Origin of the sequence: Micromonospora chersina, from assembly GCF_900091475.1 — a bacterium.
Taxonomy (GTDB): domain Bacteria; phylum Actinomycetota; class Actinomycetes; order Mycobacteriales; family Micromonosporaceae; genus Micromonospora; species Micromonospora chersina.
In genome coordinates, this window is the sequence record NZ_FMIB01000002.1 from 3719703 (window position 1) to 3746437 (window position 26735).

31 protein-coding genes are annotated in these 26735 nt (G+C 73.9%); 17 read left to right on the forward strand and 14 right to left on the reverse strand.

The features are described 5' to 3' along the window. The first annotated feature begins 141 nt into the window (after positions 1-141). Entirely contained in the window at positions 142-1539 is a 1398-nt protein-coding gene (gene eccD, locus GA0070603_RS17155) for a type VII secretion integral membrane protein EccD (RefSeq protein ID WP_091314846.1), read from the forward strand. On the opposite strand, the gene GA0070603_RS17160 is transcribed toward eccD, so the two are convergent. Next, complete coding sequence (locus tag GA0070603_RS17160; RefSeq protein WP_091314850.1) at positions 1523-2695, reverse strand: type VII secretion protein EccE; 1173 nt, start codon at positions 2693-2695, stop codon at positions 1523-1525. The genes eccD and GA0070603_RS17160 overlap by 17 nt on opposite strands. A 161-nt stretch (positions 2696-2856) precedes the next feature. Here GA0070603_RS17160 and eccB point away from each other — a divergent pair, with 161 nt between their 5' ends. From eccB to GA0070603_RS17210, 10 genes are all read left to right on the forward strand, one after another. Further along, complete coding sequence (gene eccB, locus GA0070603_RS17165; protein WP_091314854.1) at positions 2857-4323, forward strand: type VII secretion protein EccB; 1467 nt, start codon at positions 2857-2859, stop codon at positions 4321-4323. Between the two features lie 117 nt (positions 4324-4440). Next, complete coding sequence (locus tag GA0070603_RS17170) at positions 4441-4812, forward strand: DUF2563 family protein (RefSeq protein WP_091314858.1); 372 nt, start codon at positions 4441-4443, stop codon at positions 4810-4812. Beyond that, a complete protein-coding gene (locus GA0070603_RS17175; protein ID WP_091314861.1) occupies positions 4805-6070 on the forward strand; it encodes a WXG100 family type VII secretion target in 1266 nt (421 codons plus the stop codon). Before GA0070603_RS17170 ends, GA0070603_RS17175 begins: the two co-directional genes overlap by 8 nt. 206 nt (positions 6071-6276) lie before the next feature. Continuing rightward, a complete protein-coding gene (locus tag GA0070603_RS17180; protein ID WP_091314865.1) occupies positions 6277-6747 on the forward strand; it encodes a hypothetical protein in 471 nt (156 codons plus the stop codon). A gap of 137 nt (positions 6748-6884) precedes the next feature. Continuing rightward, positions 6885-7721 carry a hypothetical protein gene (locus GA0070603_RS17185; protein WP_091322043.1) on the forward strand — a complete coding sequence of 279 codons (837 nt, stop codon included), beginning with the start codon at positions 6885-6887 and terminating at the stop codon, positions 7719-7721. 43 nt (positions 7722-7764) lie between these two features. Continuing rightward, positions 7765-8106 (forward strand): YkvA family protein, encoded by a 342-nt coding sequence (locus tag GA0070603_RS17190; RefSeq protein WP_091314869.1) that lies wholly within the window; start codon positions 7765-7767, stop codon positions 8104-8106. Positions 8107-8155: 49 nt separating this feature from the next. After that, a complete protein-coding gene (locus GA0070603_RS17195; protein WP_091314872.1) occupies positions 8156-8578 on the forward strand; it encodes a pyridoxamine 5'-phosphate oxidase family protein in 423 nt (140 codons plus the stop codon). Positions 8579-8848: 270 nt separating this feature from the next. After that, positions 8849-9469 carry a C39 family peptidase gene (locus GA0070603_RS17200; protein WP_091314874.1) on the forward strand — a complete coding sequence of 207 codons (621 nt, stop codon included), beginning with the start codon at positions 8849-8851 and terminating at the stop codon, positions 9467-9469. Between the two features lie 86 nt (positions 9470-9555). Further along, complete coding sequence (locus GA0070603_RS17205; protein ID WP_091314878.1) at positions 9556-10227, forward strand: HAD family hydrolase; 672 nt, start codon at positions 9556-9558, stop codon at positions 10225-10227. A 105-nt stretch (positions 10228-10332) separates the two neighbouring features. After that, positions 10333-10926 carry a hemerythrin domain-containing protein gene (locus tag GA0070603_RS17210; RefSeq protein ID WP_091314881.1) on the forward strand — a complete coding sequence of 198 codons (594 nt, stop codon included), beginning with the start codon at positions 10333-10335 and terminating at the stop codon, positions 10924-10926. Between the two features lie 55 nt (positions 10927-10981). On the opposite strand, the gene GA0070603_RS17215 is transcribed toward GA0070603_RS17210, so the two are convergent. Then, positions 10982-11437, reverse strand: coding sequence for an Lrp/AsnC family transcriptional regulator (locus tag GA0070603_RS17215; protein ID WP_091314884.1), 456 nt, complete (start codon positions 11435-11437; stop codon positions 10982-10984). Positions 11438-11532: 95 nt separating this feature from the next. Here GA0070603_RS17215 and GA0070603_RS17220 point away from each other — a divergent pair, with 95 nt between their 5' ends. Beyond that, positions 11533-12435, forward strand: coding sequence for an SMP-30/gluconolactonase/LRE family protein (locus tag GA0070603_RS17220; protein ID WP_091314888.1), 903 nt, complete (start codon positions 11533-11535; stop codon positions 12433-12435). Positions 12436-12439: 4 nt separating this feature from the next. Here the strand turns inward: GA0070603_RS17220 and GA0070603_RS17225 are convergent, their stop codons facing one another. The 3 genes from GA0070603_RS17225 to GA0070603_RS17235 form a co-directional block, all read right to left on the reverse strand. After that, a complete protein-coding gene (locus GA0070603_RS17225; protein WP_091314890.1) occupies positions 12440-12673 on the reverse strand; it encodes a ferredoxin in 234 nt (77 codons plus the stop codon). 25 nt (positions 12674-12698) lie between these two features. After that, positions 12699-13904: a cytochrome P450 gene (locus tag GA0070603_RS17230; RefSeq protein WP_208862900.1), complete on the reverse strand. Its 1206-nt coding sequence runs from the start codon at positions 13902-13904 to the stop codon at positions 12699-12701. 186 nt (positions 13905-14090) lie between these two features. Next, positions 14091-14273, reverse strand: coding sequence for an antitoxin (locus GA0070603_RS17235; RefSeq protein WP_091314897.1), 183 nt, complete (start codon positions 14271-14273; stop codon positions 14091-14093). Between the two features lie 130 nt (positions 14274-14403). Between GA0070603_RS17235 and GA0070603_RS17240 the strand changes: the two genes are divergently transcribed. Continuing rightward, the gene (locus GA0070603_RS17240) at positions 14404-15507 is read left to right on the forward strand and encodes an AI-2E family transporter (protein ID WP_091314899.1); all 1104 of its coding nucleotides are present in this window, start codon (positions 14404-14406) and stop codon (positions 15505-15507) included. A gap of 6 nt (positions 15508-15513) precedes the next feature. Here GA0070603_RS17240 and GA0070603_RS17245 read toward each other — a convergent pair whose 3' ends face one another. After that, positions 15514-16176: a dienelactone hydrolase family protein gene (locus GA0070603_RS17245; protein ID WP_091314902.1), complete on the reverse strand. Its 663-nt coding sequence runs from the start codon at positions 16174-16176 to the stop codon at positions 15514-15516. A 197-nt stretch (positions 16177-16373) separates the two neighbouring features. Here GA0070603_RS17245 and GA0070603_RS17250 point away from each other — a divergent pair, with 197 nt between their 5' ends. The 3 genes from GA0070603_RS17250 to GA0070603_RS17260 all read left to right on the forward strand — a co-directional run bounded on the left by GA0070603_RS17250 (position 16374) and on the right by GA0070603_RS17260 (position 17324). After that, positions 16374-16766 (forward strand): MerR family transcriptional regulator, encoded by a 393-nt coding sequence (locus GA0070603_RS17250; RefSeq protein WP_091314905.1) that lies wholly within the window; start codon positions 16374-16376, stop codon positions 16764-16766. Next, a complete protein-coding gene (gene trxA / locus GA0070603_RS17255) occupies positions 16736-17083 on the forward strand; it encodes a thioredoxin (RefSeq protein WP_091314908.1) in 348 nt (115 codons plus the stop codon). The genes GA0070603_RS17250 and trxA overlap by 31 nt, the downstream gene beginning before the upstream one ends. A 61-nt stretch (positions 17084-17144) precedes the next feature. Beyond that, positions 17145-17324 (forward strand): hypothetical protein, encoded by a 180-nt coding sequence (locus GA0070603_RS17260; RefSeq protein ID WP_091314912.1) that lies wholly within the window; start codon positions 17145-17147, stop codon positions 17322-17324. Positions 17325-17373: 49 nt separating this feature from the next. Here the strand turns inward: GA0070603_RS17260 and GA0070603_RS17265 are convergent, their stop codons facing one another. The 6 genes from GA0070603_RS17265 to GA0070603_RS17290 are packed head-to-tail and all read right to left on the reverse strand — an operon-like array spanning position 17374 to position 22404. Further along, complete coding sequence (locus GA0070603_RS17265) at positions 17374-19746, reverse strand: glycoside hydrolase family 65 protein (protein ID WP_091314915.1); 2373 nt, start codon at positions 19744-19746, stop codon at positions 17374-17376. Next, positions 19743-20492, reverse strand: a complete 750-nt coding sequence (locus tag GA0070603_RS17270; protein ID WP_091314918.1) for a beta-phosphoglucomutase family hydrolase — start codon at positions 20490-20492, stop codon at positions 19743-19745. The genes GA0070603_RS17265 and GA0070603_RS17270 overlap by 4 nt, the downstream gene beginning before the upstream one ends. A gap of 47 nt (positions 20493-20539) precedes the next feature. After that, positions 20540-21007: a DUF4442 domain-containing protein gene (locus tag GA0070603_RS17275; RefSeq protein WP_091314922.1), complete on the reverse strand. Its 468-nt coding sequence runs from the start codon at positions 21005-21007 to the stop codon at positions 20540-20542. 9 nt (positions 21008-21016) lie between these two features. Then, a complete protein-coding gene (locus GA0070603_RS31510; protein WP_091314926.1) occupies positions 21017-21412 on the reverse strand; it encodes a VOC family protein in 396 nt (131 codons plus the stop codon). Positions 21413-21424: 12 nt separating this feature from the next. Continuing rightward, on the reverse strand, positions 21425-21613 hold the full coding sequence (locus tag GA0070603_RS17285; protein ID WP_091314929.1) for a DUF397 domain-containing protein: 189 nt from the start codon (positions 21611-21613) through the stop codon (positions 21425-21427). Beyond that, positions 21604-22404 (reverse strand): helix-turn-helix domain-containing protein, encoded by an 801-nt coding sequence (locus tag GA0070603_RS17290; RefSeq protein WP_091314932.1) that lies wholly within the window; start codon positions 22402-22404, stop codon positions 21604-21606. Before GA0070603_RS17290 ends, GA0070603_RS17285 begins: the two co-directional genes overlap by 10 nt. A 266-nt stretch (positions 22405-22670) precedes the next feature. On the opposite strand from GA0070603_RS17290, the gene GA0070603_RS17295 reads away from it, so the two are divergent. Next, the gene (locus GA0070603_RS17295) at positions 22671-23000 is read left to right on the forward strand and encodes a hypothetical protein (protein WP_091322045.1); all 330 of its coding nucleotides are present in this window, start codon (positions 22671-22673) and stop codon (positions 22998-23000) included. An 84-nt stretch (positions 23001-23084) separates the two neighbouring features. Here the strand turns inward: GA0070603_RS17295 and GA0070603_RS17300 are convergent, their stop codons facing one another. Next, entirely contained in the window at positions 23085-24392 is a 1308-nt protein-coding gene (locus GA0070603_RS17300; protein ID WP_091322047.1) for an ABC transporter ATP-binding protein, read from the reverse strand. 150 nt (positions 24393-24542) lie between these two features. Continuing rightward, entirely contained in the window at positions 24543-26735 is a 2193-nt protein-coding gene (locus GA0070603_RS17305; RefSeq protein WP_091314934.1) for a bifunctional glycosyltransferase/CDP-glycerol:glycerophosphate glycerophosphotransferase, read from the reverse strand.

Sequence of the window (26735 nt, forward strand, 5' to 3'; positions counted from 1 at the left end):
CGTGGTCGGCCGACGCACCCGAGTCGTCGGGTGGGCAACCTGTGCGACCGCCATCGTAGGTAATCTCCCGGAGGCGCCGTGGACCCACGGGGGCGGCGCCGACGGCCGGGGTGGATCGTAGGCGAGCACGAGGAGGCCACTGTGGCGACGAAGACGGCGACCGGCGGGCTGAGCCGGATCACCATCGTGGCGCCGCGGACCAGGATGGATCTGGCGCTGCCGTCCGACGTGCCGCTGGCCGACCTGTTGCCGACGCTGCTGCGCTACGCCGGCGAGGACCTCGCCGACGAGGGCGTGCGGCACGGCGGCTGGAGCCTGTCGCGGCTGGGCGGGCAGCCGCTCGACGGCGGCCGCACCGCAGCGCAGCTCGGCGTCCGCGACGGCGAGGTGCTCTACTTCAACCCGCGCGCCGCCGCCGCACCCGAGATCGTCTTCGACGACGTGGTGGACGCCGTCGCCACGGCGACCAACCAGCGGGCCGGCGCCTGGCAGGTCGGCACCACGCGGGCCTTCTCGGTGCTGTTCGCCGGGGCGGCGCTGGCGGCCGGCGCGGCGGCCACGCTGCTCGCCGGGCCGCCGCAGCTGCCCGGCGCGCTCGCCGCACTGGTGGTCGCGATCGCGCTGCTGGTCAGCGCCGCGGTGCTCTCCCGGGCCGTCGGCGACAGCCGGACCGGTGCGGTGCTCGCCACGGGTGGCCTCGGCTACGCCGCGATCGGCGGCCTGCTGGTGCTCGCCGGTGACCGCGGGCTCACCGAGCTGGCCAGCCCGCACGTGCTGCTGGCGGCCACCGCGGTGGTGCTGTTCGGCGCGGTCGCCGCGCTGGCCGTCGGGGACCGGCTGCCGCTGTTCCTCGGCGCCGTCGGTGTGGGTGTGGCGGTCGGTTTCGGCGCGGCGCTCTGCCTGGCCTTCGGCATCGGCGCGGCGGCCGCCGCGGCCGTGGTGGCGACCGTGGCGTTCGGCGCGCTGCCGGCGCTGCCGATGATCTCCTACCGCCTGGCCCGGCTGCCGGTGCCGTCGATCCCGACCGGCCCGGACGACCTCAAGAGCGACACCGAGTCGGTGGACGGGCCGCAGGTGCTGCGCAACAGCGAGCGCGCCGACGCGTTCCTCACCGGTCTGCTGTGGACGGTGTCGCTGCTGGTGCTCGGCGGCGAGCTGGTGCTCGCCGGCAATGGCCGGCTGCCGGCGGTGCTGCTCTGCCTCGTGCTGGCCCTCCTCGCGCTGCTGCGGGCCCGGCCGTTCCTCGGCCGCGGCCAGCGCACCCCGGTGCTCCTGGCCGGCACGGTGGGCCTCGGGCTGGCCGCCGCCGCCACCTTCGGCGCGGGCTCGCTCGCGGTGCGGCTCGGGCTGATCCTGGGCGGCCTGCTGGTGGTGACCGTGATCAGCCTGATCTACGGGCTCACCGTGGCGGGCAAGCGGATCTCGCCGGTCTGGGGCCGCACCCTGGACATCGTCGAGATCCTGCTGATCGTCGCCCTGGTGCCGCTGGCCGTCTGGGTCTGCGGCCTCTACGGCTGGATCGTCAACCTTCGACCGTGACCGTGCCCATGGCGGTGCCCACCGGCGCGGTGGCGTAGACGCCCGGGCCGTGCTGGCCGTCCAGCGGGCGGGCCGGCACGCCGGAGCGGCGGGCCACGTCCCGGACCACCTTCACGAGCGCCTCGGCGTGGCCGTCCATGGCCGCCACCCGCAGCAACGGCGGGAGCTGCCGGCCCCCGGGGAGCACGACCGCCGCGACCGTGTGCGACGGGGCGGAGGTGGCGGTCACGGCGTCCACCAGCGCGCCCAGCGAGCCGTTGGGCCGGACCCGCAGCGCCAGGCACCGCTGCGTCCAGCCGCCGCCACGCAGCCCGGTCCAGCTCTCCACGGGGGACTCCGGAGCCAGGTCGAGGCCGGCGCCGGAGACCACCGCGGCGTGCAACTCCTCCCGCCCGAGCACCCGGTGGCCGAGGCCGGCCGCGTTGAGGGCCTTGCCGAGCCGGCCGATGCCGGCCGCGACCGTGCGGTGCACGCCGCGCAGGCCGCCGCCCCGGCTGACCGTCTCGGCGCGGGCGTCGGCGACCGACAGGCGCAGCGCCACCCACACCGTGCGGTGGGCCGCCGGGGGCGACCCGGGCGCCGGGTACCAGACCAGGGTGTGCGAGACGACCTGGGTCTGCGTGACCGGCCCGGTGAAGTCGGCGAGCACCGCGAGGGCCCGGTCCACCACGGCCGCCTCGATCGACCCGGCCTGCGTGCCGGGCCGGCCGGTCAGCGCGACCGCGGCGAACCAGCCCCGGTCGTCCTGGCCGATGCCGAGCCGGGTGCCGCGCTCGGTCAGCTCGACGACGGACAGCTCCGGGGCGAGCGCGGCCAGCCGCGGGTCACCGGCGGGGGCGGCGCCCCGGGCCCGGCCCCGGCGGCGGCGCAGCCGGCGGCGGAGCATCAGGTCCTCGTACCACCAGCGGCCGCCGCGGCGGGCGAAGGCGGCCACCACGGCCAGCAGCGCCAGCACGGCGACGACGCCGAGCAGCCAGGCCGGGCCGCCGGTGGCGAACCAGACGGCGAGCGCGGCACACTCCAGCACCACGAGCTGGCCGACGACCACCGGGCCGAGCCGGCCGCGCCGGCGCTTGTCGGCCGGGGTGACCGGTCGGTCCGCCGGCACGGCGGGGGCGGTGGCCGTACGACCGGGTGGCGCCTGGACCTGGGTCATCGGTGAGCGTCCCTTCTGGACATCCTGGGCATCCGCCGGTGCGGTGCGTCGCCGGAGGCGGGCGGGGTCCCGGTGAACCGTCGACGGCCCCTTATCGTAGGGAAGCCCGCGGCGGAGTTCGGACCTGATCGTCGCGGACCCACCCCTGCCGGAGGTTAGTCATGCGGACCCGCCGCGATCAGGTGCAGGCGTACCGCTTCGTCACCCGCCGGATCGTCTCGGCGCTGCTCTCCGGCGACCCGGAGACCAACGACCTGCCGATGCGGCGCCTCGGCATGGCGGTGTTCGGCAGCGTCATCGCCGCCGCGGTCGTGCTCGGCGGCGCGGGCGCGTACGGGCAGTTCACCAGCAACTCCGCCCCGCTGGAGCCGAACACGCTGGTCATCGAGCGGGAGACCGGCGCCACCTACGTCTTCGGCGACGACAAGGTGCTGCACCCGACGCTCAACTACGCCTCGGCGCGGCTCATCCTCAACGACGCCGGCGCGCCGGTCCGCACGATGTCGCAGGCCTCGATCAAGGACCGGCCGCGCGGCCGGGCGGTGGGCATCGTGGGCGCCCCGGACGACCTGCCGGACCGGAAGTCGCTGGTCGGCCTCCCCTGGTCGGTGTGCGACGTCCCGGACCCGAACGACCCGCAGCGCTCCACCACCCGCCTGGTGATCGACCGGCCGCTGCCCGGGGGCACCCCGCTCACCGACCGGGCGGTCCTGGTCAAGGTGAACGACGCGCGCTACCTGCTCACCGGCGGTTCCCGGCTGCGGGTGGTCGGCGACGAGCAGGCGCTGGTGGCGTTGAAGATGGCCGGCGCGGCCACCCTCACGGTCGGGCAGCAGCTGCTCAACGCGGTGCCGGTCGGCCCGGCGCTGCGCAAGCCGACGATCGACGGGGACGGCGGCCCGAGCGGGCTGACCGTCGGCGACCGCCCGGCCCGGGTCGGCCAGGTCTACCGGGCCGCCGGCCAGTACTACGTGCTCGCCAAGCAGGGCCTGGTGGCGATCGGGGAGGTCACCGCACTGCTGCTGCTGGGCGGCGGCGGCCAGGTCACCGACATCACGCCGGACCAGGCCGGCCAGCTCCTCACCGACCAGCGGCTGGAGGCCGAGGGGCTGCCGGTCCGGCTGCCCACCCTGCACGAGGTCCGCGCGGGGCGGACGGTGCTCTGCGCCACGTACCGCTCCGGCCCGGCCGGCCAGCCGACCACCACCCTGGAGGTCTTCGACCAGCCGCCGGCCGAGTTGACCGCGGCGACCGGGGTGCCCGCGCGGCAGAGCGCCCGGGACGCGGTCCGGACCGCCGAGAGCGTGCTGCTGCCCGGCGGCAAGGGCGTGCTGGTGCAGGCCACCGCCGGGGAGACCGGCAAGCCGGCGGCCGGCTCCACGGTCTACCTGATCACCGCCCAGGGGGTCCGATTCCCGCTCGGCACCGCCTCCGGCGACGCGAAGAGCGCCCTCGGCTACGGCGACGTGACCCCGCTCGCGGTGCCCGCGTCCCTCCTCGCGCTGGTGCCGACCGGTCCGACCCTGGAGCGCGAGGACGCGATGACGTACTTCGATCCGGGCGCCACGCCCGGCGGCGGTGCGACGGCCGGCCCGGGCGAGGACGCGGCCCCCGCCCAGGGCGGGTGACCGGCGCCGCGACGGTCCGAAGTGGAAGGAACCCGATGACGGGTCGCCCCGGTTGGCCCGGGTCGACTAACCTGAACGTGGCCAACGGTTATCGACGATGACTACGGGGATGCAGCCATGACCGGGCGCACGACAGTAGACGTACTGTCCTTGGAGGACTTTCACCAGCGGCTCGAGCGCAGGCTGAGTGAGGCCGAGTCGGTGTTGAAGAAGCTCAACACCGAGATGCAGTGCCGGCCGCCGGCGCTCGGCACGTTCACGGACGCCAACGACAACGCGCGTCGCTACTCCGAGACGCACCAGAGCTACGTCAACCACGTCGAGCGGTTGCGCCGGGCGATTGTCGCCGCCCAGAAGGCCACCAAGACGATCATGACGAACTACCGGACCGCCGAGGCACGCAACGCCGCCGCCGCGGCCGACATCGCCGCCGCACTCTCCGGGCTGACCGAGGCGATGAAGCCGAAGGGAGAGGATCCGCGTGTCTGAATACACCCAGCGCTACGAGCACGTCAGCCACAAGGAGCTCTACCAGGGCGTCAACGCGGGTGACCCGAAGCAGATCGACGGTCTCAGCGCCCAGTGGACGTCGCTCAAGGGCACCCTCGACGACCTCGGCCGTGACCTGACCGCCGACCTCGACGCGCTGCTGAAGACGTGGACGGGCGACGCCGCCCGGGAGTTCCGGCGCCGGCTCAGCCTGGTCGCCGACTACTCCGGCAACCTGGCCGAGGGCATGACGGGCATCCGGCAGGGGCTCGACATGATGGCCAGCGAGCTGCGCACCGCCCAGGCCAAGGCGGAGAGCCCCGAGGAGACCGACGACAACGACAAGATGCTCTCCAACGCCGGAAAGGGCTTCCTGGTCGGTGGCCTGCCCGGCGCGCTGATCGGCGGCATCGTCGGCCACGAGCAGGACAAGGCCGAGCAGGAGAAGGCGCACCAGCGGATGGTGCAGGTCGTCGCCAAGCTGGCCGAGGGCTACGACTTTTCGGCGTACGGCCGGATCGTCGTGCCGGAGCCGGCGCCCACGGAGCTGCCGGGCCACAGCGACCCGACGGACCCGACGCTGCGCAGCGGCCCGTCGGTGAGCACGCCGTCGGCCGGGCCGGGCGTCGGCAGCTTCGGCCCCGCGGCGAACGGCACCGCGACCACCTCGGGCGTGCACCACACCGCCCCGGGCAGCGGCACGGTGGGCGGCGGCACGACGGGCGGCGCCACGACGGGCGGCCAGCCCGGCACGGGCACCCCGGGCAGCGTCGGTTCGGTCGGCACCGTCGACCCGACCGGCACCTCGCTGGCGGGCGCCGGTCCGCTGACCGTCCCCGGTCCGACGACCGGCCTGGCGGGCCCCGGGCTCGGCGGCGCCAACCCGACCCTGCCCGCCGGCGGGGGCGGCGGCTCGCTCTACGGCATGCCGGGCGTGCTCGGCACCGGGTCGCTGGCCGGCTCGGGCGGTGGCTCGGCCGGCTCCGGCCGGGTGGGCGGCATCGGCGCCGAGAGCCGGTCGGCCGCGGGCACCGGGCGCCTCGCCTCCGGGCGGGGCGTGACGGTCGAGACGGAGGGCCGCTCCACGGGCAAGGGCGGCGCCACCGGGCGGCCCGCCATGGCCGGCCGAAACGGCGTGCTGGGCGCGCGTGGCGACCAGGACGACGACGCCGAGGGCCGGCTGACCTGGCTGACCGAGGACGAGATGGTCTGGACCGACGGCGAGGCGGCCCCGCCGCCGGTGCTCGGCGGCAACTGACCGCAGCCTGACGACGGCGCGGCGTCCCCACCGGGGCGCCGCGCCGTTCGCGTCCACCGGGGGCGCGCCGTTCGCGTCCGGAGGGGCGCCCGCCCGTTCGCCGAACCGGCGGACAGGATCCGTCCACAGCGAATGGTGGGGCGGGTCACGTCGACCGGAAAGATCGTCGAGCTGCACGATGCGGACCTGACCGATAGGTTGAAACGGTGCTGCCCGTAGCGTTCGCCTCGTCCCTCTGGACGGCCACGCTGCGCAGGATCGCCCGCACGGCGGTGACCGCCCTGGCGGTCATCTCCGGGCTCACCGGCCCGGCCGCCGTCACGGCCGCCGACCACCACCCGACCGCGACGGCCCGCCCGGCCGTCGACCTCCGGCTCGACGCGCTCTCCGCGGCCGGCCTCCACGGGCCCTCCGCCGTCGACGTCCGCATCGACGCGTCCGCCGCCGTCGACCTGGGTCCGGCCGCCCGCCGGGTCGCGGAGGGGTCCGGCGTCCGCCCCGCCGCCGCGCCGGCCGCTGACTCGCCCGTCCGGCACCCGCTCACCGCGCCGGCTCCGGCCGGCCCGCCGCGCCGGGGCACGGCCGGCGCCGCCGCACCGGTCGCGGGTCCGGACGTCGTGGTCGCCGCCGACCCCGGCCGGGCCGCCATCGCCCGCCGCGGTCCGCCGCGCGCCTGACCCGCCGCCCTTCGGGTTCGTTCCGGCGCGCTCGACCGCGCCCCGCCGCGCACCCCGTCGCGTTCCGGCCGCGACCCACCGCCCGTCCACCGGGCCCCGACCGTTGACTCCGACCGTTCCACCACGAGGTGCTGGTGATGCAGACCGTCTTCTCCACCGTCCTGCCCGACGTTCCGCGCGCCGCCGTGATCTGGCTGGCGCTGCTCGCCGTGGCGGCGATCGTGGTCGCCGCCCTGATCCTCCGCCCGGCCCGGTTCCGGTCGGTGTTCGGCGACCGGATCAGCGAGGCCGCCCGGCCGAGCAGCATCGACCTGGCCGCGCAGGCCCGCGAGGAGGCCCGCGAGCGGGCCCGGTACGCGCAGGAGGTCGCGGTGGCCGCGTCCCGGGCGGCGGCGACCGCCGAGCGGCGCCGGACGGAGTGGCTGGCCGCGCAGGAGGAGGTCGAGGAGGCGTGGCGGGCGTACGAGGCGGCGGAGGAGGACGTCCGCCGGCTGGCCGCCGCCGCGGCGCTGCCCCTGCCCCGGACCGCCCGGACCCCGGCCGAGTACGTGGACCGGGAGCGCTGGCTGCACCGGGCGGCGCTGGACGCCCAGTGGCGCAAGGAGATCACCGTGCAGCAGCTCAGCGACATCCTCGGCCACCGGGGCTGGGATCCGCGCCGGCACCCGGTGGAGCAGGAACTGCTGCTGCGCCGGCTGGTACGGGACAACCTGCGGGCCCGGCAGCAGGCCGCCCTGGAGCGGGAGCAGGCCGCCTGGCGGGCCGCCGAGCTGGCCGCCGCCGCCGCGCGGAGCCTGCGCGACGAGGCGTACGCGGCGACCCGGCCGGCGGCCGCGCCGCAGTCGTCGCTGTCCATCGTCGACCTGGCCGGGCCGGAGGCCACCCGGGAGTTGCCGACGCCCAGCCGGGCCGTCGAGACCACCCGCGAGCTGACCCCGGTGGCCCGGGGGCGGGCGGCCGTGCCGGCGTACTGACGCGCCTCGGGCGGAACTGGCCCGGCTCGGTTAGCGTGACCTCGTGTCCCGTGAAGCGTGGGTACTTGTCGTGCTCGCCGCCGTCGCCGCGCTGGCGACGCTGGTCGGGGCGGTGCTGCTCGCCGTCCGGGTGGTCCGCACCCGCCGCATGCTGGGCGCGCTCGGGGTCGGCGGCAAGGTCGCCTTCTACGGCGCGCTGATCTACACGATCCTGCCGGTGGACGTGCTCCCCGACCCGATCTACCTGGACGACATGGGCGTGCTGGCCGGTGCGCTGATCTACCTGGGCCGGCTGGCCGCGAAGCACCGGGCCGCGCAGCGGGGGCTGCCCGACCGGTCGGACTCCCCGCCGGAGCCGGGCCGGGCGCGCCGCCCCGTGTCATGATCGGCGCGGGGCCGGCGGTCGGCCCGATTCAGGGCACCGAGGACGGCACATGGCGGGCGACCACCGGTTGGATCCACACGACGAGCGGGTCGCCCGGTTCTTCCGGGAGCGGCACCTCGCCACGCTGACCACCCTGCGCGGGGACGGCACCCCGCATGTCGTGCCGGTGGGTGTCACCTTCGACGCGGACGCCGGGCTGGCCCGTGTGATCACCTCCGGCACGTCGGCCAAGGCCCGGCACGTCGCCGCGGCCGGTCCGGCGGGCACCCCCGTGGCGGTCTGCCACGTCGACGGCCGCTGGTGGTTGACCGTGGAGGGCCGGGCGGTGCTGCGCCGCGACCCGGAGGCGGTGGCCGAGGCCGAGCGGCGGTACGCCGAGCGGTATCGCACCCCGCGTCCGAATCCGCAGCGGGTGGTCATCGAGATCGCCGTGAGCCGTCTGCTCGGGAGCCTTCCCACCGGCACCGACTGACCCGTCGGTCACCGCGCCGACGAGACGTCCGCGCCGGGTGTCCGGTTAAACCGTGACGGCCGCCACCTGCGGAAATCGGGGCCCGTGCCGGGCCGTTGCACCTCCCGTACGAGCGATATGAGCGAGCGGGCGGCAGGCCCGCCGCCCCCGGTGAGCGAGTGGGGCAGCGCCTCCAGTGCGCACCGAGATCCCCAGAGAGCACGCCGAGCGCCACTCCCGGTGCCGCGTCTCCGGACCCCGGAGACGTCACCCCCCGAATGGAGCCTCGACATGAACTCGATCTTCCGTAAGAGCATGCTGTCCGTCGCCGGCCTGGTGATGTGCGGCGGCACCGTCCTCGGCCCGGCTGTCGCCGCGCAGGCCGCGCCGTCGGCCGCCCTGAAGGGCAAGGGCGAGCGCAGCGCCGGCTACGAGTACGAGGCGCAGCCGAACTTCTTCTACTGCGGCCCGGCCTCGACCCGTATCGCCCTGTCGGCCGAGGGCAAGGAGGTCAGCCAGGACGAGCTGGCCGCCAAGCTGGGCACCACCGAGAACGGCACCGACTCGGCCCTCGACATCACCCGGGTGCTCAACGAGTACACCGGTGGCAAGTACAAGACCACCGAGATCCGGGACGACGTGGCCACCAAGGAGCAGGTCGAGCGCCTGCGGGCGGACGTCAAGGCCGCCGTGGACCAGGGCCGGCCGGTCGTCGCCAACATCCTGGGCGGCGCGCTGGACATCGACGGTGTCGAGCACAGCTACCCCGGTCACTACCTGACCGTGGTGGAGTACAAGGACGACGGCAACACGGTGCTGATCGCCGACCCGGCCAGCCCGAACGAGCCGACGTACTGGATGGACGTGACCGAGCTGGCCAACTGGATCGCCGGCCGCGGTTACAGCTCCTGACCGAGCAGTCAAGGGCCGGTCTCCCCGGGCGGGGAGGCCGGCCCTTTCGGCGTCCGCCGGGTCACCGACCCCGCTAGAGTCTGACCGTGCCACGACCGGTGATCTTCGACCTGTTCCACACCCTGGTGCCTGGCGGGGACCCCGAGCGGGACCGGGTGGTCGGCGAGATGGCGCTGATGGTGGGGGTGGAGCCGGCCGCCCTTGTCGACGCGTACCACGCGACGTGGCGGGACCGGATGACCCGCTGGGACGCCGCGGAGACGGTGCGCCTCCTGGCCCGGCGGCTCGGTGGCTCGCCCACCGAGGAGCAGGTGGCCCGGGCCGCCGCGCACCGGCGGGAGCTGGCCCGGCGGCTGTTGTCGCGCGTCCGGCCGGAAACCGTCGCGGTGCTGGACGCGCTGCGCGCCGACGGCCACCCGATCGGGCTGGTCAGCAACGCCACCGCGGAGACCGCCGAGGCGTGGCCGTCGACCGACCTGGCCCGCCGGTTCGACGTCGCGATCTTCTCCTGCGACGTGGCCCTGGCCAAGCCCGACCCGGCGATCTACCGGCTGGCGGCGGAGCGCCTCGGTGTCGCGCCGGCCGACTGCGTGTTCGTGGGCGACGGCGCGGACGGCGAGCTGGCCGGGGCGGCGGCGGTCGGCATGACAGTGGTCCGGACCACCGAGCACAACGACACCGATCCGGCCTGGGTCGGCCGCGCGCTGACCGCGCTCGGCGAGCTGCCCGCCCTGCTGTGGGAGCCGGCCAGCGGCTGAGCACCCCGGGTGGGAGGCGGCGGAAATCCGGCTGGTTCGATCGACCGGACGAGGGTAGTGGGCCAGGCAAGCCGTTCCGCAACCCACCGGTAAGGGGCTACTCAGATGACCGACGTACAGACGGAACGGGACGTCGTCGACGTCCTGATGACGGACCACCGCGAGGTCGAGGCGATCTTCGTCGAGCTGGAGAGCCGGCAGGGCACCCCGGAGCACCGGCGGCAGCTCGCCGACGTGGTGATCGCCGAGCTGGTCCGGCACTCCGTGGCCGAGGAGGCCTATGTCTACCCGGCCGCCCGCAAGGCCCTCCCCGACGGCGACCAGCTCGCCGAGCACGAGATCTCCGAGCACGCCGACGCCGAGCGGACCATGAAGGAGCTGGAGTCCCTCGATCCCTCCGAGCCGCGCTTCGACGAGCTGCTGACCAAGCTGACCGCGACCATCCGGCACCACGTGCAGGAGGAGGAGAGCGACCTCTTCCCCCGGCTCCGCGCGGCCTGCGCCCGCGAGGAGCTGGTCGAGCTGGCCGGCAAGGTGGAGGCGGCGAAGAAGTCGGCGCCGACCCGGCCGCACCCGGCCGCCCCGGACCACCCGCCGGCGAACAAGCTGCTTGCCCCGGGCACCGGCCTTGTCGACCGGATGCGCGACGCGCTGAGCGGCCGGCCCACGTCGATGCGGGAGCTGCGCGAGAAGTCCTGACCACCGACCACGGCGGCCACGCTCCCGGCACGGGGGGCGTGGCCGCCGCCGCGTGTCAGGGGGTCTGGGGGTACGGGTCGAGCGGGCGCTCGAAGAAACTCTCCAGCACCACCACGGTCTGCGTGCCGGTGACGCCCTCGACCTGGAACAGCCGGCGCAGGCTGGCCTGGAGCTGCTCGGGCGTGCCGACCCGGATCTTCACGAGCAGCGAGGCGGGGCCGGCGATGACGTGCGCCTCCACCACCTCGGGCAGCGCGGCGAGCGCGTCCCGGGTGGGGTGGTCGCCCATCCAGGCGTTCGCCTCCACCAGCACGAACGCGAGCACGCCCCGGCCGACCGCGCCCGGGTCCACGTCCACAGTGGTCCGCCGGACCACCCCCTGCTCCCGCAGCTTCCGCACCCGTTCGTGTACCGCCCCCGTGGAGAGGCCGACCTGCCCGGCCAGCGCCGCGTACGACTGGGTGGCGTCGTTCTGCAGCGCGGCCAGCAGCTTCCGGTCGACGTCGTCCACGACCGTCCTCCGTTCGGTGTCTCAAGTCACGGCTGATTCTGGTTCAGTCATGCTAGCTTCTTGCCGAACGTCAGTCACGACTGGAGGCGATCGGCGTGGATCGGTTCAGGACGCGTTTTGAGGTGCGGGACGAGCGGTTCCGCCGGGTCAACGGCGACGAGTGGACGGAGTGCCTCTGGACCGGCGGCCGCTGGCTGGAGGGCCCGGCCTGGTTCTCCGCCGGGCGCCACCTGGTCTTCAGCGACATCCCCAACGACCGGCTGCTGCGCTGGGACGAGACCACCGGCGCGGTCGGGGTGTTCCGCCAGCCGGCCGGCTACGCCAACGGGCACACCGTCGACCGACGGGGGCGGCTGGTGAGCTGCGAGCAGGGCCGGCGGCGGGTCACCCGGACCGAGGCCGACGGCACCGACACGGTGCTCGCCGAGCGCTGGCGCGGCAAGCGGCTGAACAGCCCGAACGACGTGGTCGAGCACTCCGACGGCTCGATCTGGTTCACCGACCCGAGCTACGGCATCGACAGCGACTACGAGGGCCACCGGGCCGAGGGCGAGATCGGCGGCAACCACGTCTACCGGGTCGACCCGCACGACGGCGAGGTACGCCGCGTCGCCGACGACTTCGGGCAGCCGAACGGGCTGGCGTTCAGCCCCGACGAGTCACTGCTCTACGTGGTCGACACCCGGGCGAAGCACCTGCGCCGGTTCGCCGTCACCGAGGGCGGCGCCCTCCGCGGCGGCGAGGTCTTCGCCACCTGCGACGCCGGCTCCTTCGACGGCGTACGCCTCGACGACGCCGGCCGGGTCTGGGTGGCCGCGCACGACGGGCTGCACTGCTTCGACCCGGACGGCACGCTGCTCGGCAAGCTGCACCTGCCGGAGGTGGTCGCCAACTTCACCTTCGGCGGCCCGAAGCGCAACCAGCTCTACATCTGCGCCTCCAGCTCGCTGTTCAGCCTGCGGGTCAACGTGAACGGGGCGCGCTACCCCGGCTGGTGACCGGTCAGCCCTCCGGGGCGATCCGCCGGAGGTTGTCCAGGTCGGACACGACGATCGCCTCCAGCGGGCAGGACTCGGCCGCGTCCAGCACCGACTCGTCGGCGGCGATCCGCTCGGCCACCGGCCGGGACAGCCCGTCGACGAGCACGAAGTGCTGCGGCGCCACACCGGCGCAGATCCCGGAGCCGATGCACCGGGTCGGGTCGACGTGCAGCCGCCACTCGGTTCCCTCGCTCACGCGCCCTCCCCCGCTCCGGCCCGGTTCACCAGGCCACCGGCATCGCCACCAGGCCCCGCACCAGCAGGCCGCTCTTCCAGGTCAGCTCCTCCACCGGCACCGCGAGCCGGAGCCCCGGCGCCCGGTCGAGCAGTGTCTCCAGCACCACCCGCAGCTCCATCCGGGCCAGCTGCGCGCCGACGCAGTGGTGCACGCCGTGCCCGAAGCCGAGGTGCGGGTTGACCGTCCGGGTCAGGTCGAGCCGGTCGGCGTCGGTGAACACCGCGTCGTCCCGGTTGGCCGCCGCTATGTTGACCACCACCGGCTCGCCGGCCCGGACCAGCACCCCGCCCAGCTCGACGTCCTCGGTGGCGTAGCGCGGGAAGGCGGCCGTCGCGCCGAGCGGGATGAACCGCATCAGCTCCTCGACGGCGACCGGCACCAGCTCGGGCCGCTCGCGCAGGGTGTCCCAGGCGCCGGGGGTGGTGAGCAGGACGTACACCATGTTGGGGATCTGGGTCACGGTGGTCTCGTGGCCGGCGGCGAGCAGCCCGGCGGCGAGGGTGACCATCTCCTCCTCGGTGAGCCGGTCGGCGTGCTCGTCGCGCGCCCGGACCATCGCGCTGAGCAGGTCGTCGGCGGGTTCGAGCCGGCGCTGGGCGACAAGCCCGCCCATGTAGGCGAGCAGGTTGTCGATGTATTCCTGGGCGAGGCCCGGGTCCAGCGAGGTGGTCGACACGATCGCCTCCGACCACGTGTGGAACCTGTCCTGGTCGGACACCGGCACGCCGAGCAGGTCGCAGATCACCCTGATCGGCAGCGGGGTGGCCAGGTGCGCCACCAGGTCGGCGGGCGGCCCGGCGGCGAGCAGCCCGTCGACCAGTTCGTCGGCCACCGCCCGGGTACGCGGACGCAGCTCCTCGACCCGCCGCGCGGTGAACGCCTTCGCCACGAGGCGGCGCAGCCGGGTGTGCTCCGGCGGGTCCATCGAGAGGATGCCGGTCTCCTGCTGGCGCGGGGTGTTCCGGGGTTCGTCACGGCCGACCGACGCGGCCCGGCTGAACCGTGGGTCGCCGAGCACCGTCTTCACGTCGGCGTGCCGGGTGGCCAGCCAGGCGGGCTCGCCGTAGGGCAGTTGGACCCGGACCAGTGGCTGCTCGCGCAGCTCGGCGTAGCGGGCGTCCAGGTCGAGCCGGACAGGGGCGTTGAACGGGTAGCGCTGCGGGATGGTCGCCTGGGAAGTGTCGGTCACCGGCTGGCTCGCTCTCGTCCACGGCACCGCGGGCGGTGCGGGTCGACTCCGCACGACTCGACGCTGAGTCATGCCCCGACTGCGGATGGTAGCGAGGTCGGTCGATGGAAACCAGAGGATTGTTCCGGGTCCGACACGACGATCCCGGGCCGCCCGTGCGGGACGGCCCGGGATCGCGAGCTGTGGTCAGCGTCCGGTGTCGCCCTGACCGGTCCGCTGCTGCGCCATGTCGACGCCCTTGTCGATCTGCTCGTCGTACTTGCCCTGGGTCCGCTTGTCGGCCATGTCGCCGCCCTTTTCGATGCCCTGGTCGACCTGCTTGTCATGCTTGTCAGCCATGTCCTTGGCCTTGTCCATGAAGTCGCTCATGTCGCTGCTCCCTTCGATACGTTGAATGCCTTCCCTGGGGCCGGAGGCACAAACACGCCGTGCCCGAACGCCGACCGGGTGTCGGATTCGCGTGCGTCGGGTACGGAACGGCCACGATCGAGGAGGCGACGTGGACGAGGACGCTGGGACGCCGGATCCGGCGGAGCGGAACCGGGCGGCGGGACCGCGGCACACCTGGGCGGGGCTGCCCTGGCCGGTGCGGACGGCCGTCACCTGGAGCGCGTGTCTCGTGGTGGTGATCGCCGCGCTCTGGCTGCTCGGGAAGATCGCCGTGCTGCTGGCGCCGCTGGCCGTGGCGCTGGCCGGCACACTGTTCCTCACCGCGCTGCTCGACCCGGTGCTGCTGCGGCTGCGCCGGCTCCGGGTGCCGGCCGCGCTGGCCGCCCTGCTCAGCGTCCTGCTGTTGCTCGGCGTCCTGGTCGGCGTCGGCGCGCTGGTGTGGAACCTGACGGCGAGCCAGTTCGGGGAGCTGAGCCAGCAGCTCGACCAGGGCCTGGAGCGCAGCCGGGACTTCGTCACCTCCAGCCTGCCGGTCACCGACGAGCAGCTCGACCGCCAGATCGAGCAGATCCGGAAGGGGCTCAGCGGCAGCGCCCCCGACCCGGTCGCCGGGGCGCGGACGGCCGCCGAGGTCGCCGGCTCGCTCCTGCTCGGCCTGGTGCTCCTCTTCTTCCTGCTGAAGGACGGCCGCTCGATGTGGCACTGGGTGCTGCGCCGGATGACCGGGCCGCGCCGCGACCTGACCGCCGAGGCGGGCCGGGCCGGCTGGCGGACGCTCGGCGCGTACAGCCGGGGCACGATGATCATCGCGGCGATCGACGCCCTCGGCATCGGGCTGGCGCTGGTGCTGCTGCGCGTCCCGCTGGCCCTGCCGCTCGCGCTGATCACCTTCCTGGGCGGGTTCGTGCCGATCATCGGCGCCACCGTGGCCGGCGCGGTCGCGGTGCTTGTCGCCCTGGCCGCCAACGGCCCCACCACCGCCCTGCTCACCCTCGCCGCGGTGATCGCCGTCCAGCAGATCGAGGGCAACCTGCTGGAGCCGCTGGTGATGAAGCGGCAGGTGCAACTGCACCCGGCGGTCATCCTGGTCGTGGTCACCGCCGGCACGCTGGTCGCCGGCATCGCGGGCGCGTTCGTCTCGGTGCCGATCGCCGCGGTCACCTGGCGGGTGCTGGACACCGTCCAACGCCACCGGGCCGCCCTGCCCGGGTGATGCAGTTCAGGCCGGGTGTGGCTGGCGGAGATGGGTGGTGAACCAGGCGCCGGCCTGGTCCGCCACCTGGTCCAGGGTGCCCGGCTCCTCGAAGAGGTGGGTGGCGCCCGGCACGATCCGCAGCTCGGCGATGTCGCCCAGATCCGCCTTGGCCTGCTCGTTCAGCACGATCACCTCCTCGTCCAGCCCGCCGACGATCAGCAGCGTCGGGGCGCGTACCGCCGACAGCGAGCTGCCGGCCAGGTCCGGACGGCCGCCCCGGGAGACCACCGCGCCGACCTGTTCCGGCCGGGCGGCAGCGGCGACCAGGGCGGCGGCCGCGCCGGTGCTGGCGCCGAAGAGCCCGATCGGCAGCCGGCCCAGCGTCGGCTCGGCGGCCATCCAGTCGACGATGGCGGCCAGCCGCTCGGCGAGCATCCCGATGTCGAAGCGCAGCTCGGCGGTGACGGCGTCCCGCTCGTCCTCCTCGGCGGTGAGCAGGTCGACAAGCACGGTGCCCAGTCCCCGCCCGTTGAACTCGTGCGCCACCGCGACGTTTCGCGGGCTGTGCCGCGAACTGCCGCTCCCGTGCGCGAACAACACCACCCCCACCGCCCCCGACGGCACGATCACGTCGGCCGGCAGCCCCCCGTCCACCACCGGCACGCTGACCTCACGGGAATCCCCCATATCCCCACACCTCCGGCCCGCTCATACCCACCGAGGCGCTGATCATGAAGTTGGCGGCGGGGAAATCGCTCTCCCCCACCGCCAACTTCATGATCAGCGGGGTTCAGGGCGGGGCGCGAGGGTTGCCTTGACGTCGGCGGCAAGGTTTAGCGTGACGGTGGTCAGGAGGGCGAGCTCGGCAGGTGGGGGTGGGTGGGTTGCGGATCGGGGAGTTGGCGGAGCGGGCCGGGACCAGCACCCGCACCCTGCGCTACTACGAGTCCCAGGGGCTGGTGTGCCCGCGCCGGTCGGCGAACGGCTACCGGATCTACGACGAGGCGGAGCTGCGCGTCGTGCACGAGATCCGGGCGCTGCTGGCGGTCGGCTTCGGGCTGGACGACATCCGGCCGTTCGTGGCCTGCCTGCGGGCCGGCAACAGCTCCGGGGACGTCTGCCCCGACTCGGTGGCGGTGCTGCGGCGCAAGCTCGCCGAGGTGGACGACTACCTCGACCGGCTCGGGGCGGTCCGCCACCAGCTGCACGACCAGCTCGCCCGCGCGATCGCCCATCGGGAGGAAACATGCCTCAGGACACGCAGCAGGGCCGACTGACCCCGGTCACCGACGAGACCTTCGCAACCGTCGTGCTGGCCGCCGACCGGCCGGTGGTGGTCGACTTCTGGGCGGAGTGGTGCCCGCCCTGCCGCCCGGTGTCGAAACACCTGGCGGAGCTGGCCGAGGAGTTCGGCGACGCGCTGCGCTTCGTCACCGTGAATTCGGACGAGAACCCGCAGAGCACCCGGGCCTACCAGGTGATGTCGATGCCGACGATGCTGGTGTTCCGGGACGGGCAGGTGGTGGGCTCGATCGTCGGCGCCCGGCCCAAGAACCACCTGCGGCTGAGCTTCGCCCGGCACCTCGACGGTTGAGCCGGACCGGATCGGGAAGGCGCGGGGTGACCACGGACCCCGACGGATCGCGAGGCTCGTCATGGCGAAACAGGACAGGTCCCGAGAGCAGGAGCTCACCGATCAGGAACGCCGCAAACAGGAGCTGAAGGGCTCGGAGGACTGGGCGGACCGCGCCTCCGTGGCACGCACCGCCGACGACCCGCGGGCCACGGCGCCGCGTGACGCCGGCGGCCGGCCGTCCAACGGCCGCCAGTTCTGACGTACGCCGCTGAAGCCCCGGCCCGCGACCACGCGGGCCGGGGCTTCGCTCAGCTCATGTTCTCCGGCAGGTGCAGCAGGGGTGCCCGGCCCGGCGGCTGCTCCGGCTGCGGCCCCGAGGGGTGTGCCGGCGGCACCGGCACGGTCACCGGCTGGGCGGCAGTGATGCGGATCGGCTCGGCGTGGTGGCGCAGCTCCACCACGGTGTCCGGCCCGCCGTTGCGCAGCGAGTACGTCGTCTGGTGCGGCCGTACGTCGACCCGCAGCCGCATCCCGCGCCACTGGAGCGAGAACTCCAGGCGGCTGAGCCGGCTGGGGAGCCGGGGTGAGAAGGAGAGCGTCCCGTCGTGGTCGCGCAGGCCGCCGAAGCCGGCGACCAGGGCGATCCAGGCCCCGGCGAGCGAGGCCATGTGCACGCCGTCCCGGGTGTTCTCGTTGAGGTCGTGCAGGTCCATGAGCGCGGCCTCGCGCAGGTAGCGGTGGGCCAGCTCGGGATGGCCCACCTCGGCGGCCATCACCGCCTGTGTGCAGGCGCTCAGCGAGGAGTCCCGCACGGTGCGCCGCTCGTAGTAGTTGAAGTTGCGCATCTTCTCCGGGCCGGTGAACGCGTCACCCCGCCAGTGCATGGCGAGCACCAGGTCCGCCTGCTTGACCACCTGCTTGCGGTACAGGTCGAAGTACGGGTAGTGCAGCAGCAGCGGGTACTTCTCCGGGGGCGTGTGCTCGAAGTCCCACTCCTGCAACCGGGTGAAGCCCTCCACCTGCCCGTGCACCTGGATCTCGGGGTCGTACGGGAGGTGCATGGCGGCTGCCGCGTCCCGCCAGGCGGCCGCCTCCTCCTCGGTGACGCCCAGGTCGAGGGCCTGGTCCCGGTGGCGCATGGCGCAGTCGGCGGCGGTCAGCAGGTTCCGCTGCGCCATCAGGTTGGTGTAGACGTTGTCGTTCTTCACCGCGGTGTACTCGTCCGGGCCGGTCACCCCGTCGATGTGGAACCGCCCGGTGCGGTCGTGGTGGCCGAGCGAGCGCCACAGCCGGGCCGTCTCGACAAGCAACTCCAGGCCGATCTCCTCCTCCAGCGCCTGGTCGCCGGTGACCAGCACGTACCGGCGGAGCGCGTCGGCGATGTCGGCGGCGATGTGGAACGCGGCCGTCCCGGCCGGCCAGTACGCCGACGACTCCGGCCCCTCGATGGTCCGCCACGGGAAGGCGGCCCCGGCCAGGTTCAACGTCCGGGCCCGTTCCTGCGCCTGCGGGAGGGTGGAGTGGCGCCAGTGCAGGGCGTCCCGCACCGCGCCGGGCTGGGTGTAGGTGAGCACCGGCAGCACGAACATCTCGGTGTCCCAGAACGCGTGCCCGTCGTACCCCGGGCCGGTGAGGCCCTTGGCGGCGATCGGCCGGCGTTCCGCGCGGGCGCCGGCCTGGAGCACGTGGAAGAGGCCGAACCGGACGGCCTGCTGCACCTCCGGGTCGCCCTCCACCCGCACGTCGGCGGCGTCCCAGAACTCGTCGAGGTATTCCCGCTGCTCGCGGCGCAGCCCGTCCCAGCCGTCCAGCCGGGCCGCGGCCAGCGCCGCCCCGACCTGGTCCCGCAGCGCCGGCAGCGACCGGCGGCTGGACCAGCCGTACGTCAGGTACTTGACCACCCGCAGCGTCTGGCCGGGCTTGAGCACGCAGCCGATGGTGGTGCGGACCCAGTCCTCGTAGCCCTCGGACTCGATGCTGGTGCGCTCCGGGGCGTCCACGTCGTGCGCCATCTGGGCGGCGACCCGCAGCCCGCTGACCTTGGTGCGGTGGATGAGCAGCCCGCCGTCGTCGGTGGTCAGCTCCTCCTCGGCCTGCAACGGCGACTCCAGCACGGCGGCCACCCGCGGGTCGCGGCTCTGCGGCGGCAGGGTCTCGTTGGCCACCAACTCGGACTGGAGGATGAGCCGCAGCGGCCCCTCCAGCGCCTCGACCTCGTAGTGGATCGCGGCGACCGCCCGCTGGGTGAACGACACGAGCCGGGTGCTGCGGACCTTCACGTCCCGCCCGGCCGGCGAGCGCCAGTGCAGCTCGCGGTGCAGGGTGCCGGCGCGCAGGTCGAGCACGCGCTCGTGGGAGAGCAGTTCGCCGTAGCGCACGTCGAGCGGCTCGTCGTCGACAAGCAGCCGGATGAGCTTGCCGTTGGTGACGTTGACGACGGTCTGCCCGGACTCGGGGAAACCGAAGCCGGCTTCCGCGTACGGCAGGGGGCGCAGCTCGTAGAAGGAGTTCAGGTAGGTGCCGGGCAGGCCGTGCGGCTCGCCCTCGTCGAGGTTGCCGCGCAGCCCGACGTGCCCGTTGGAGAGGGCGAAGACGGACTCGGACTGGGCCAGCACGTCCATGTCGAGCCGGGTCTCCCGGACGTGCCACGGCTCGACCGGGTACGCCCGTTCCCGGATCACGCGTGCGCCCCGGTGAGCAGCTCCGACAGGTCGGTCACCACCACGTCGGCGCCGTGCGCGCGCAGGTCGTCGGCCTGGCCGACCCGGTCGACGCCGACCACGTACCCGAAGCCGCCGGCCTTCCCGGCGGCGACGCCGGCCAGCGCGTCCTCGAAGACGGCCGCGTTCTCCGGCGGCACCCCGAGCAGTTGCGCGCCGGCCAGGAAGGTGTCCGGGTGCGGCTTACCGCGCAGGCCGCGCTCGCGGGCCACCAGCCCGTCCACCCGCGCCTCCAGCAGCGGCTCCAGCCCGGCGGCGGCGACCACGTCACGGCAGTTGGCGCTGGCCGAGACCACCGCCCGGCGCAGCCCGGCCCGGACGGCCTCGTGCAGGTAGCGCACCGAGCCCTCGTAGACCTCGACACCGTCGGTGTGGATCCGCTTGAGCAGGATGACGTTCTTCCGGTTGCCCACCCCGTTGACGGTCTCCGCCTCGGGCGGGTCGTCCGGCGAACCCTCGGGCAGGGTGATCCCGCGCGAGGCCAGGAACGAGCGCACTCCGTCGGCGCGCGGTTTTCCGTCCACGTACCGGTTGTAGTCGGGACCGGGGTCGAACGGGCGGAACGGCTCGCCGGTGGTCGCCGCCCGCGCCCGCAGGAACGCGTTGAAGGTCTCGGTCCAGGCGGCGTTGTGCACCTTGGCGGTCTGCGTCAGCACACCGTCCAGATCGAAGAGACAGGCGGTCACGTGAGCGGGTAGGCCCAGCATTGCCTGAATCTATCCAGCACACCGGCCGGACAAACCCGATTCGGACGTCAGCGGTTCGGGCGGAGCGTCCAGACGACGGTGAGCGCCGAGGTCACGGTGCCGTCCTCGGTGCCGATCTCCACCTCGACCGGGAACTCCGGCCGCTGCCCGGCGTCCAGTTCGGCGATCACCTCGGCCGGGGTGCGCCCGAGCCGCGCGGTGGCCAGGACCGGCCCGAGGGCGACCTTCTGGTAGCGGATGGTGGCGGTCACGGCCAGCGGTACGGCCCGGTCGAGCACCGGCCCGAACGCGGCGAGCACCACCGCCCCGGAGGCGGTCTCCCCGAGGGTGAACATGGCGCCGGCGTGCGGGCCGCCGACGTGGTTGTGGTGCTCGGGGGCGTCGGGGAGCCGGACCACGGCCCGGACGCCGCCCTCGGCCTCGGGGGCGACCTCGACGAATTCGATACCGAGCGTGCGGGCGAACGGCACGGCCTCCAGCAGACCGGCCGCGACCTGGCGAGAGTCGATGGACATGCCCAGACGCTACTCGTCAGTAACTTTCCCGGCAAGGGCGCGCTCGGCATCGCTGCGCAGCAGGCAGAACTCGTTGCCCTCGGGGTCGGCCAGCACGACCCAGCCACTGCCGTCCGGCTCCCGCCGGTCGGCGACGACGGTGGCGCCCAGGGCCAGGACCCGCTCGACCTCCCGGTCGCGCGGTACGTCCGGTTCCAGGCAGATGTGCACGCGGTTCTTCACGGTCTTCGGCTCGGGCACGCGCTGGAAGTAGACCCGTGGGCCGCCGGGCGGCTCGATGACGAGTTCCTCGTCGCCGGGCTGGAACTCCGGATCGACCGGGCAGTCGAACACCCCGCTCCAGAAGCGCGCCAGCCCGTACGGGTCGGCGCAGTCGAACGCGACGTTGCGGATCACGGTCCCCATCCCCGGCCCCGCTCAGTGGCGCTTCGCGTGGGCGACGAAGGACGCCCAGCTCGCCGGGGTGAAGGTGAGCGCCGGCCCGTGCCGGTCCTTGCTGTCCCGCACGGCCACCACGCCGGGCAGGTTGTCGGCCACCTCCACGCAGTCGCCCTGGTTGCCGCTGCTGCGGGTGCTCTTGCGCCAGATCGCGCCGGTCAGGTCCATTGCTCTGCCGCCTCCGAGATCGCCGCCAGGGTGGCCCCGTGCGGCATGGCCTCCGCCCGCACGGACTCCCAGATCTGCCGCAGGGAGTTTACGTCCACCGTCCGCTCGACGATGGTGCCCTGCAACTGGTTATCCAGGTAGCCCACGTCGTCGCCGTCCGGCGGGGTGGCGAGCACGAACGCCCCGTTCAGCCCCGGGTAGGCGCCGGTGCCGCGCGGGACCACGTGGAGGTGGACGCGAGGGCGGCGGCCCACGTCGGCCAGGTGCCGCAACTGCTCCCGCATGACCTCGGGGCCGCCGACCGGCCGCTCCAGCACGGTGTAGTCGAGCACCGCCACAAACTGCGGCGGCCCGGGCCGGTTCAGCACCGCCTGCCGGGCCAGCCGCGCGGCGAGCGGTTGCTCGATCTCCTCACCGGCGAGCTGCGCCGCCCCTTCGTAAAGCGCCCGGGCGTACGCCTCCGTCTGGAGCAGCCCGGGCACCACCAGCGGCTGGAAGCTGCGCAACGTGGTCGCCTCCTGCTCGATGGACACCCACTCGCGGAACCAGGGCATGAGGCTCTCCCGGACCAGGGCGTCCCGGATGCGGACCAGCAGGCCGCCGGCCATCAGTGCCTCGTCGCAGCGCTGGGCGAACTCCTCCCGGGGCGGGCGCCGGCACTGCTCGACGGCGGCCACCAGCGAGGCCGAGTAGTTGACCCGCTCACCCAGCGCCTCCTGGGACAGCCCGGCGTCCCCGCGCAGCCGACGCAGCTCCCCGGCGAACAGCTCCAGCATCGGCATCCGGCTCATCTGCACACCTCTGCACACCTCTGCACATCGGGGAACGACCGGCCGGACGGCCGGGCTGGTGGGGGCGGAACGGCTTCCGACCCTAACGCCCGGGTGACCAGACTGTCACCCAGCGGAGTCGCCCGTTCCCGTCGAGGAGCGACTCCCGGGCCCGCCCCCTTCCCCCGATCCGGGGCGGGCCCACCCCCAAACGAAGCGAGGCGCACATGCACCCGTCACGGCGACCGGACACCGGTAGGGCCCCGGAAGGGCCCTCCGGCACGGGGATCCCGAACGAGACGACCACAGGGGACGGGCCCGCGGTGGAGCGGCCGAGGGCGTACCCGTCGCACGCACCGCCGCACACGCCGCTGCGGCCCGTGTGGTGCTGCCGGGCCTGTGGGCAGCCGTGGCCGTGCGCGCAGGCGCGCCTGCTGCTCAAGGCCGAGTACGCGGACGACCAGATCGGCCTGTCGCTCTACCTGTGCGGGCTGCTCCACGAGGCCGCCCGGGACCTCTACCGACTGAACCCGGACGACGGGCCGGCCCCCGCCGACCTCTTCCGCCGGTTCGTGGCCTGGGGCCCCTACCGCCGGCCGGCCGTGGACCCGCCGTAGCGGTCCCGACCTGAGGAGTGCGTGACACAGCGTGGCCCGGCATGGGCAACCAGCACGGAAGGCCCGTCGGCTACGCCACGATCCTCAGCGCCAGCCCACGTCGATCCGGTCGCCGCGCTCGTCGAAGAAGTGCAGCGCGTCCATCCGCACCTGGACCGCGAGCGGGTGCCCCGCCGACACCGCCGGGTACGGGGCCAGCCGCACGGCCAGTTCGGCCGGGCGGCGGTGGTGCCGGCCCGGGTCGGGAAGCACGCTGGTCCGGCTCCCGCCGCCGCTCGGGGCTGCGGAGACCGGTGCGTCCGCCGCCCGCCCGGCGAGGCGCTGCATCACCTGGCCGAACCGGCGCAGGCCGCGCTGGCCGGAGGCGGCGTTCTCCGCGGGGGTGCCCATCTCGTCCACCACGATGGCCGTGGCGCCGATGTCGAGGAAGGCCAGCGACTCGTGGCCGTGGTGCTCCAGGTAGCGGATCCGGCCGTGCAGCACGTCGCCGGCGGTGTCTGGAGCGACCGGGGTGAGCGCCTCGGCCCGCATGCCGACCACGATCCGCTCGCCGTGGTAGTGCGCCACGGCCCGGCTGCGGATGTCGTCCCAGGGCAGGTAGAGCGCCTGCTCGCCGAGGTTCAGCGCCACGTACCGGTCGAGGTGGACGTAGACCGACGCCTCCAGCAGGTTCATGCGCGGGCTGCCGAGGAACGCGGCGACGTAGAGGGTGGCAGGGCGGCCGTACACCTGGGTGGGGTTGCCCACGTCCTGGAGCACGCCCTTGCGCATGATGGCGACCCGGTCGGCCATGGTCAGCGCCTCGGCCTGGTCGTGCGTGACGTAGATGGTGGTGACGCCCAGCTCGCGGGTCAGCCCGGAGATCTCGGCGCGCAACTCGGCGCGGAGGCCGCTGTCCAGGTTGGAGAGCGGCTCGTCCATGAGGAACAGCCCGGGCCGGCGCACTATCGCCCGCCCCATGGCCACCCGCTGCCGCTGGCCGCCGGAGAGCTGGCTGGGCTTGCGTCCCAGCACGTCACCGATGCCCAGCGCGCTGGCCACGTCCTGGATCCGCTCGCCGCGCGGCCCGGGCTCGACGCCGGAGAGCCGGAGTGGGAAGCCGATGTTGTCGCCCACTGTCATGTGTGGGTAGAGGGCGAAGTCCTGGAAGACCATAGCGATCTTCCGGTCCCGGGGCGGCAGGTCGTTGGCCACCTCGCCGCCGAGCATCACCGCGCCCGAGGTGGGATCCTCCAGCCCGGCGACCATCCGCAGCACGGTGGACTTGCCGCAGCCCGAGGGGCCGAGCAGCACCATGAACTCGCCGTCGTTGACATCCAGATTGATGGTGTCGACCGCGACTGTTCCGTCCTGGAACACCTTGGTGACATCCTTGAGCGCGACGGTCGTCACCGTCACCTCCCCAGCTCTCGGCCGAACCCGGGAATGACTGTGACCAGGATCATGGGATCCGCACATCGGGTAAACGTGCGATGTTCAGATCGTGAAAGACCTATTACGCGGGATAGGCGGTCTTCCATAGGTAAGGTGACCGTCGAGTAACTATCCGGCCGGCTCGTTCAGGAACACCCGGCGGACCACCCGCTCGGCGGCGTGCCCGTCGTCCAGCGCGCAGAACCGCTTGCGGAACCGTTGCCGGGCCTGCTCAGCTTCCGTCCCCCGCACCGCGCCGCTGCGAAAGACGTCGAGCAGCCCGGGAAAGTCGACGGCGACGGCGCCGGGCGGCTCGGCGAGCAGGTCGAAGTAGACGCCCCGGGCCACCCGGTACGCGTCCCAGTCCGGCGCGTAGACCACTATCGGCCGGTCCAGCACCGCGTAGTCGAACATCGCCGAGGAATAGTCGGTGACCAGCACGTCCGCGACGAGGTACAGGTCCTCCACCCGCTCGTACGTGCTCACGTCCAGCACCGTGCCGTCGGACGCGCCGCGGAGTTGCCGTTCCCGGTCGTGGAAGTAGTGGCTGCGCATCAGCAGCCGCCCCGACGGGCCGAGCACGTCGCGCATCCGGTCCGGGTCGAACGGGGGCCGCCAGCCGGGCAGGTGCTCCCGGTGGGTCGGCGCGTAGAGCACCACGTACTCCTCGGGGCCGATGCCAAGGTCGGCGCGGGCCTTGCGGCAATCCTCGGCGGTGGCCAGCGCCAGCCGGTCGTTGCGCGGATAGCCGACCTCCAGGGTGGTGTAGTCGGCCGGGTAGGCCCGCTCCCACATCTGCGTGGAGAAGCTGTTCGCGCTGACGCTGTAGTCCCAGCGGTCCATGCGGTCCAGCAGCTTCGTGAAGTCCATCCCCACGGCGCCGACCGGATAGCGCTGCTGGTCCAGGCCCATCACCTTGACCGGGGTGCCGTGGTGGGTCTGCACGTGCACCGAACCGGGTCGCTTGCGGACGAAGTCCGGGAAGTTGACGTTGTTGATCAGCCAGCGGGCCCGGGCCAGCACCCGGTAGTAGTCCCGGGTGCCGGCGACGACGTACTCCACGCCCGGCGGCAGGACGTCCACCCGGTCCCGGCGGACGATCCAGACGCCGCGCACCTGCGGGGCGAGCCGGCGGGCGGCCGCGTAGATGGCGGCCGGGTTGCAGGCGTAGCCCCGGTACCAGTACGCCGCGTAGACGGCGAGCGTCGGGTCGAGCGGGCGGTGCAACTCGGCCAGGTAGTACTCGCGCAGCGCCGCGTCCCGGGCCTTGCGGGCGGTACGCCGGGCCACCGGCAGCACCCGCCGCCGGACCTTCCGGGCTGTCTGCCGGGCCTGCTCCTCCGCCTGGTGGGCGGCGCGGAGCGCGCTGAACGTCCGCCACCGCCCGGCCGCCACCAGCCGGTGCTTCACCCCCTCCAGGCCGGGTGGGACCGGATAGCCCCCGGGCGGCAGGAAGCGGACGTAGTCGGCGTGGATCTGGGCGAAGAACGGCGGCCGCAGGTCGGCGTCGAGCCGCTCGCCGTTGCCCAGCACGGTCAGGTAGTGCCAGATCATCCGCTCGAAGACGGCCGGGCGCAGGTCCGCCACCGCCGGCCCCCAGCGGTCCATCAGCCGGAACACGCGGTGCCACTGCGCGAATACCTCGAAGTGCCGGTCGCCCCGGGTCCGGGTGATCGCCCCGGTGCGGCGCTGCCGGTAGTTCAGGCACACCCGGTCCAGCACGCCGATCCGCTCGGCGGCCATCAGCGCCGGGTAGCTGAACGAGACGTCCTCGTACCAGCCCGGCTCGAAGCGCAGCCCCTGCTCGACCAGGAACTCCCGGCGGACCAGCCGGTTCCAGGCGGTGTGCAGCAGCCGCAGGGTCTCCGGCCGGTCCCGCAGCCCGAACGTCGCCTCGCCGGGCGGCTCGGGGAACACGTCCCGCATGGCGCTACGGGTGGCGGAGTTGTTCCAGTGCGCGCGGACGTGGTCGACGACCAGCACGTCCGGGCGGGTGGCGCGGAGCCGGTCGGCCACGTGCGGCAGGCAGCCGGCGACCAGCCAGTCGTCCCCGTCGACGAACCAGACGTACTCGCCGGCGGCCCGGTCCAGCCCGATGTTGCGGGCCGGACCGAGCCCGACGTTCTCCACGAGCCGCACCGGGTGGACCCGGGGGTCACGGGCCGCGTACTCGTCCAGGATCTCGCCGCTGCCGTCCGGGGAAGCGTCGTCGATCCCGATCACCTCGATGTCGTCGAACGGCTGGTCGAGGATCGAGTCGAGACACTCCCGCAGGTAGCCCTGCACCTTGAAGGCCGGTACGACGAAGCTGATCAGGGTCAT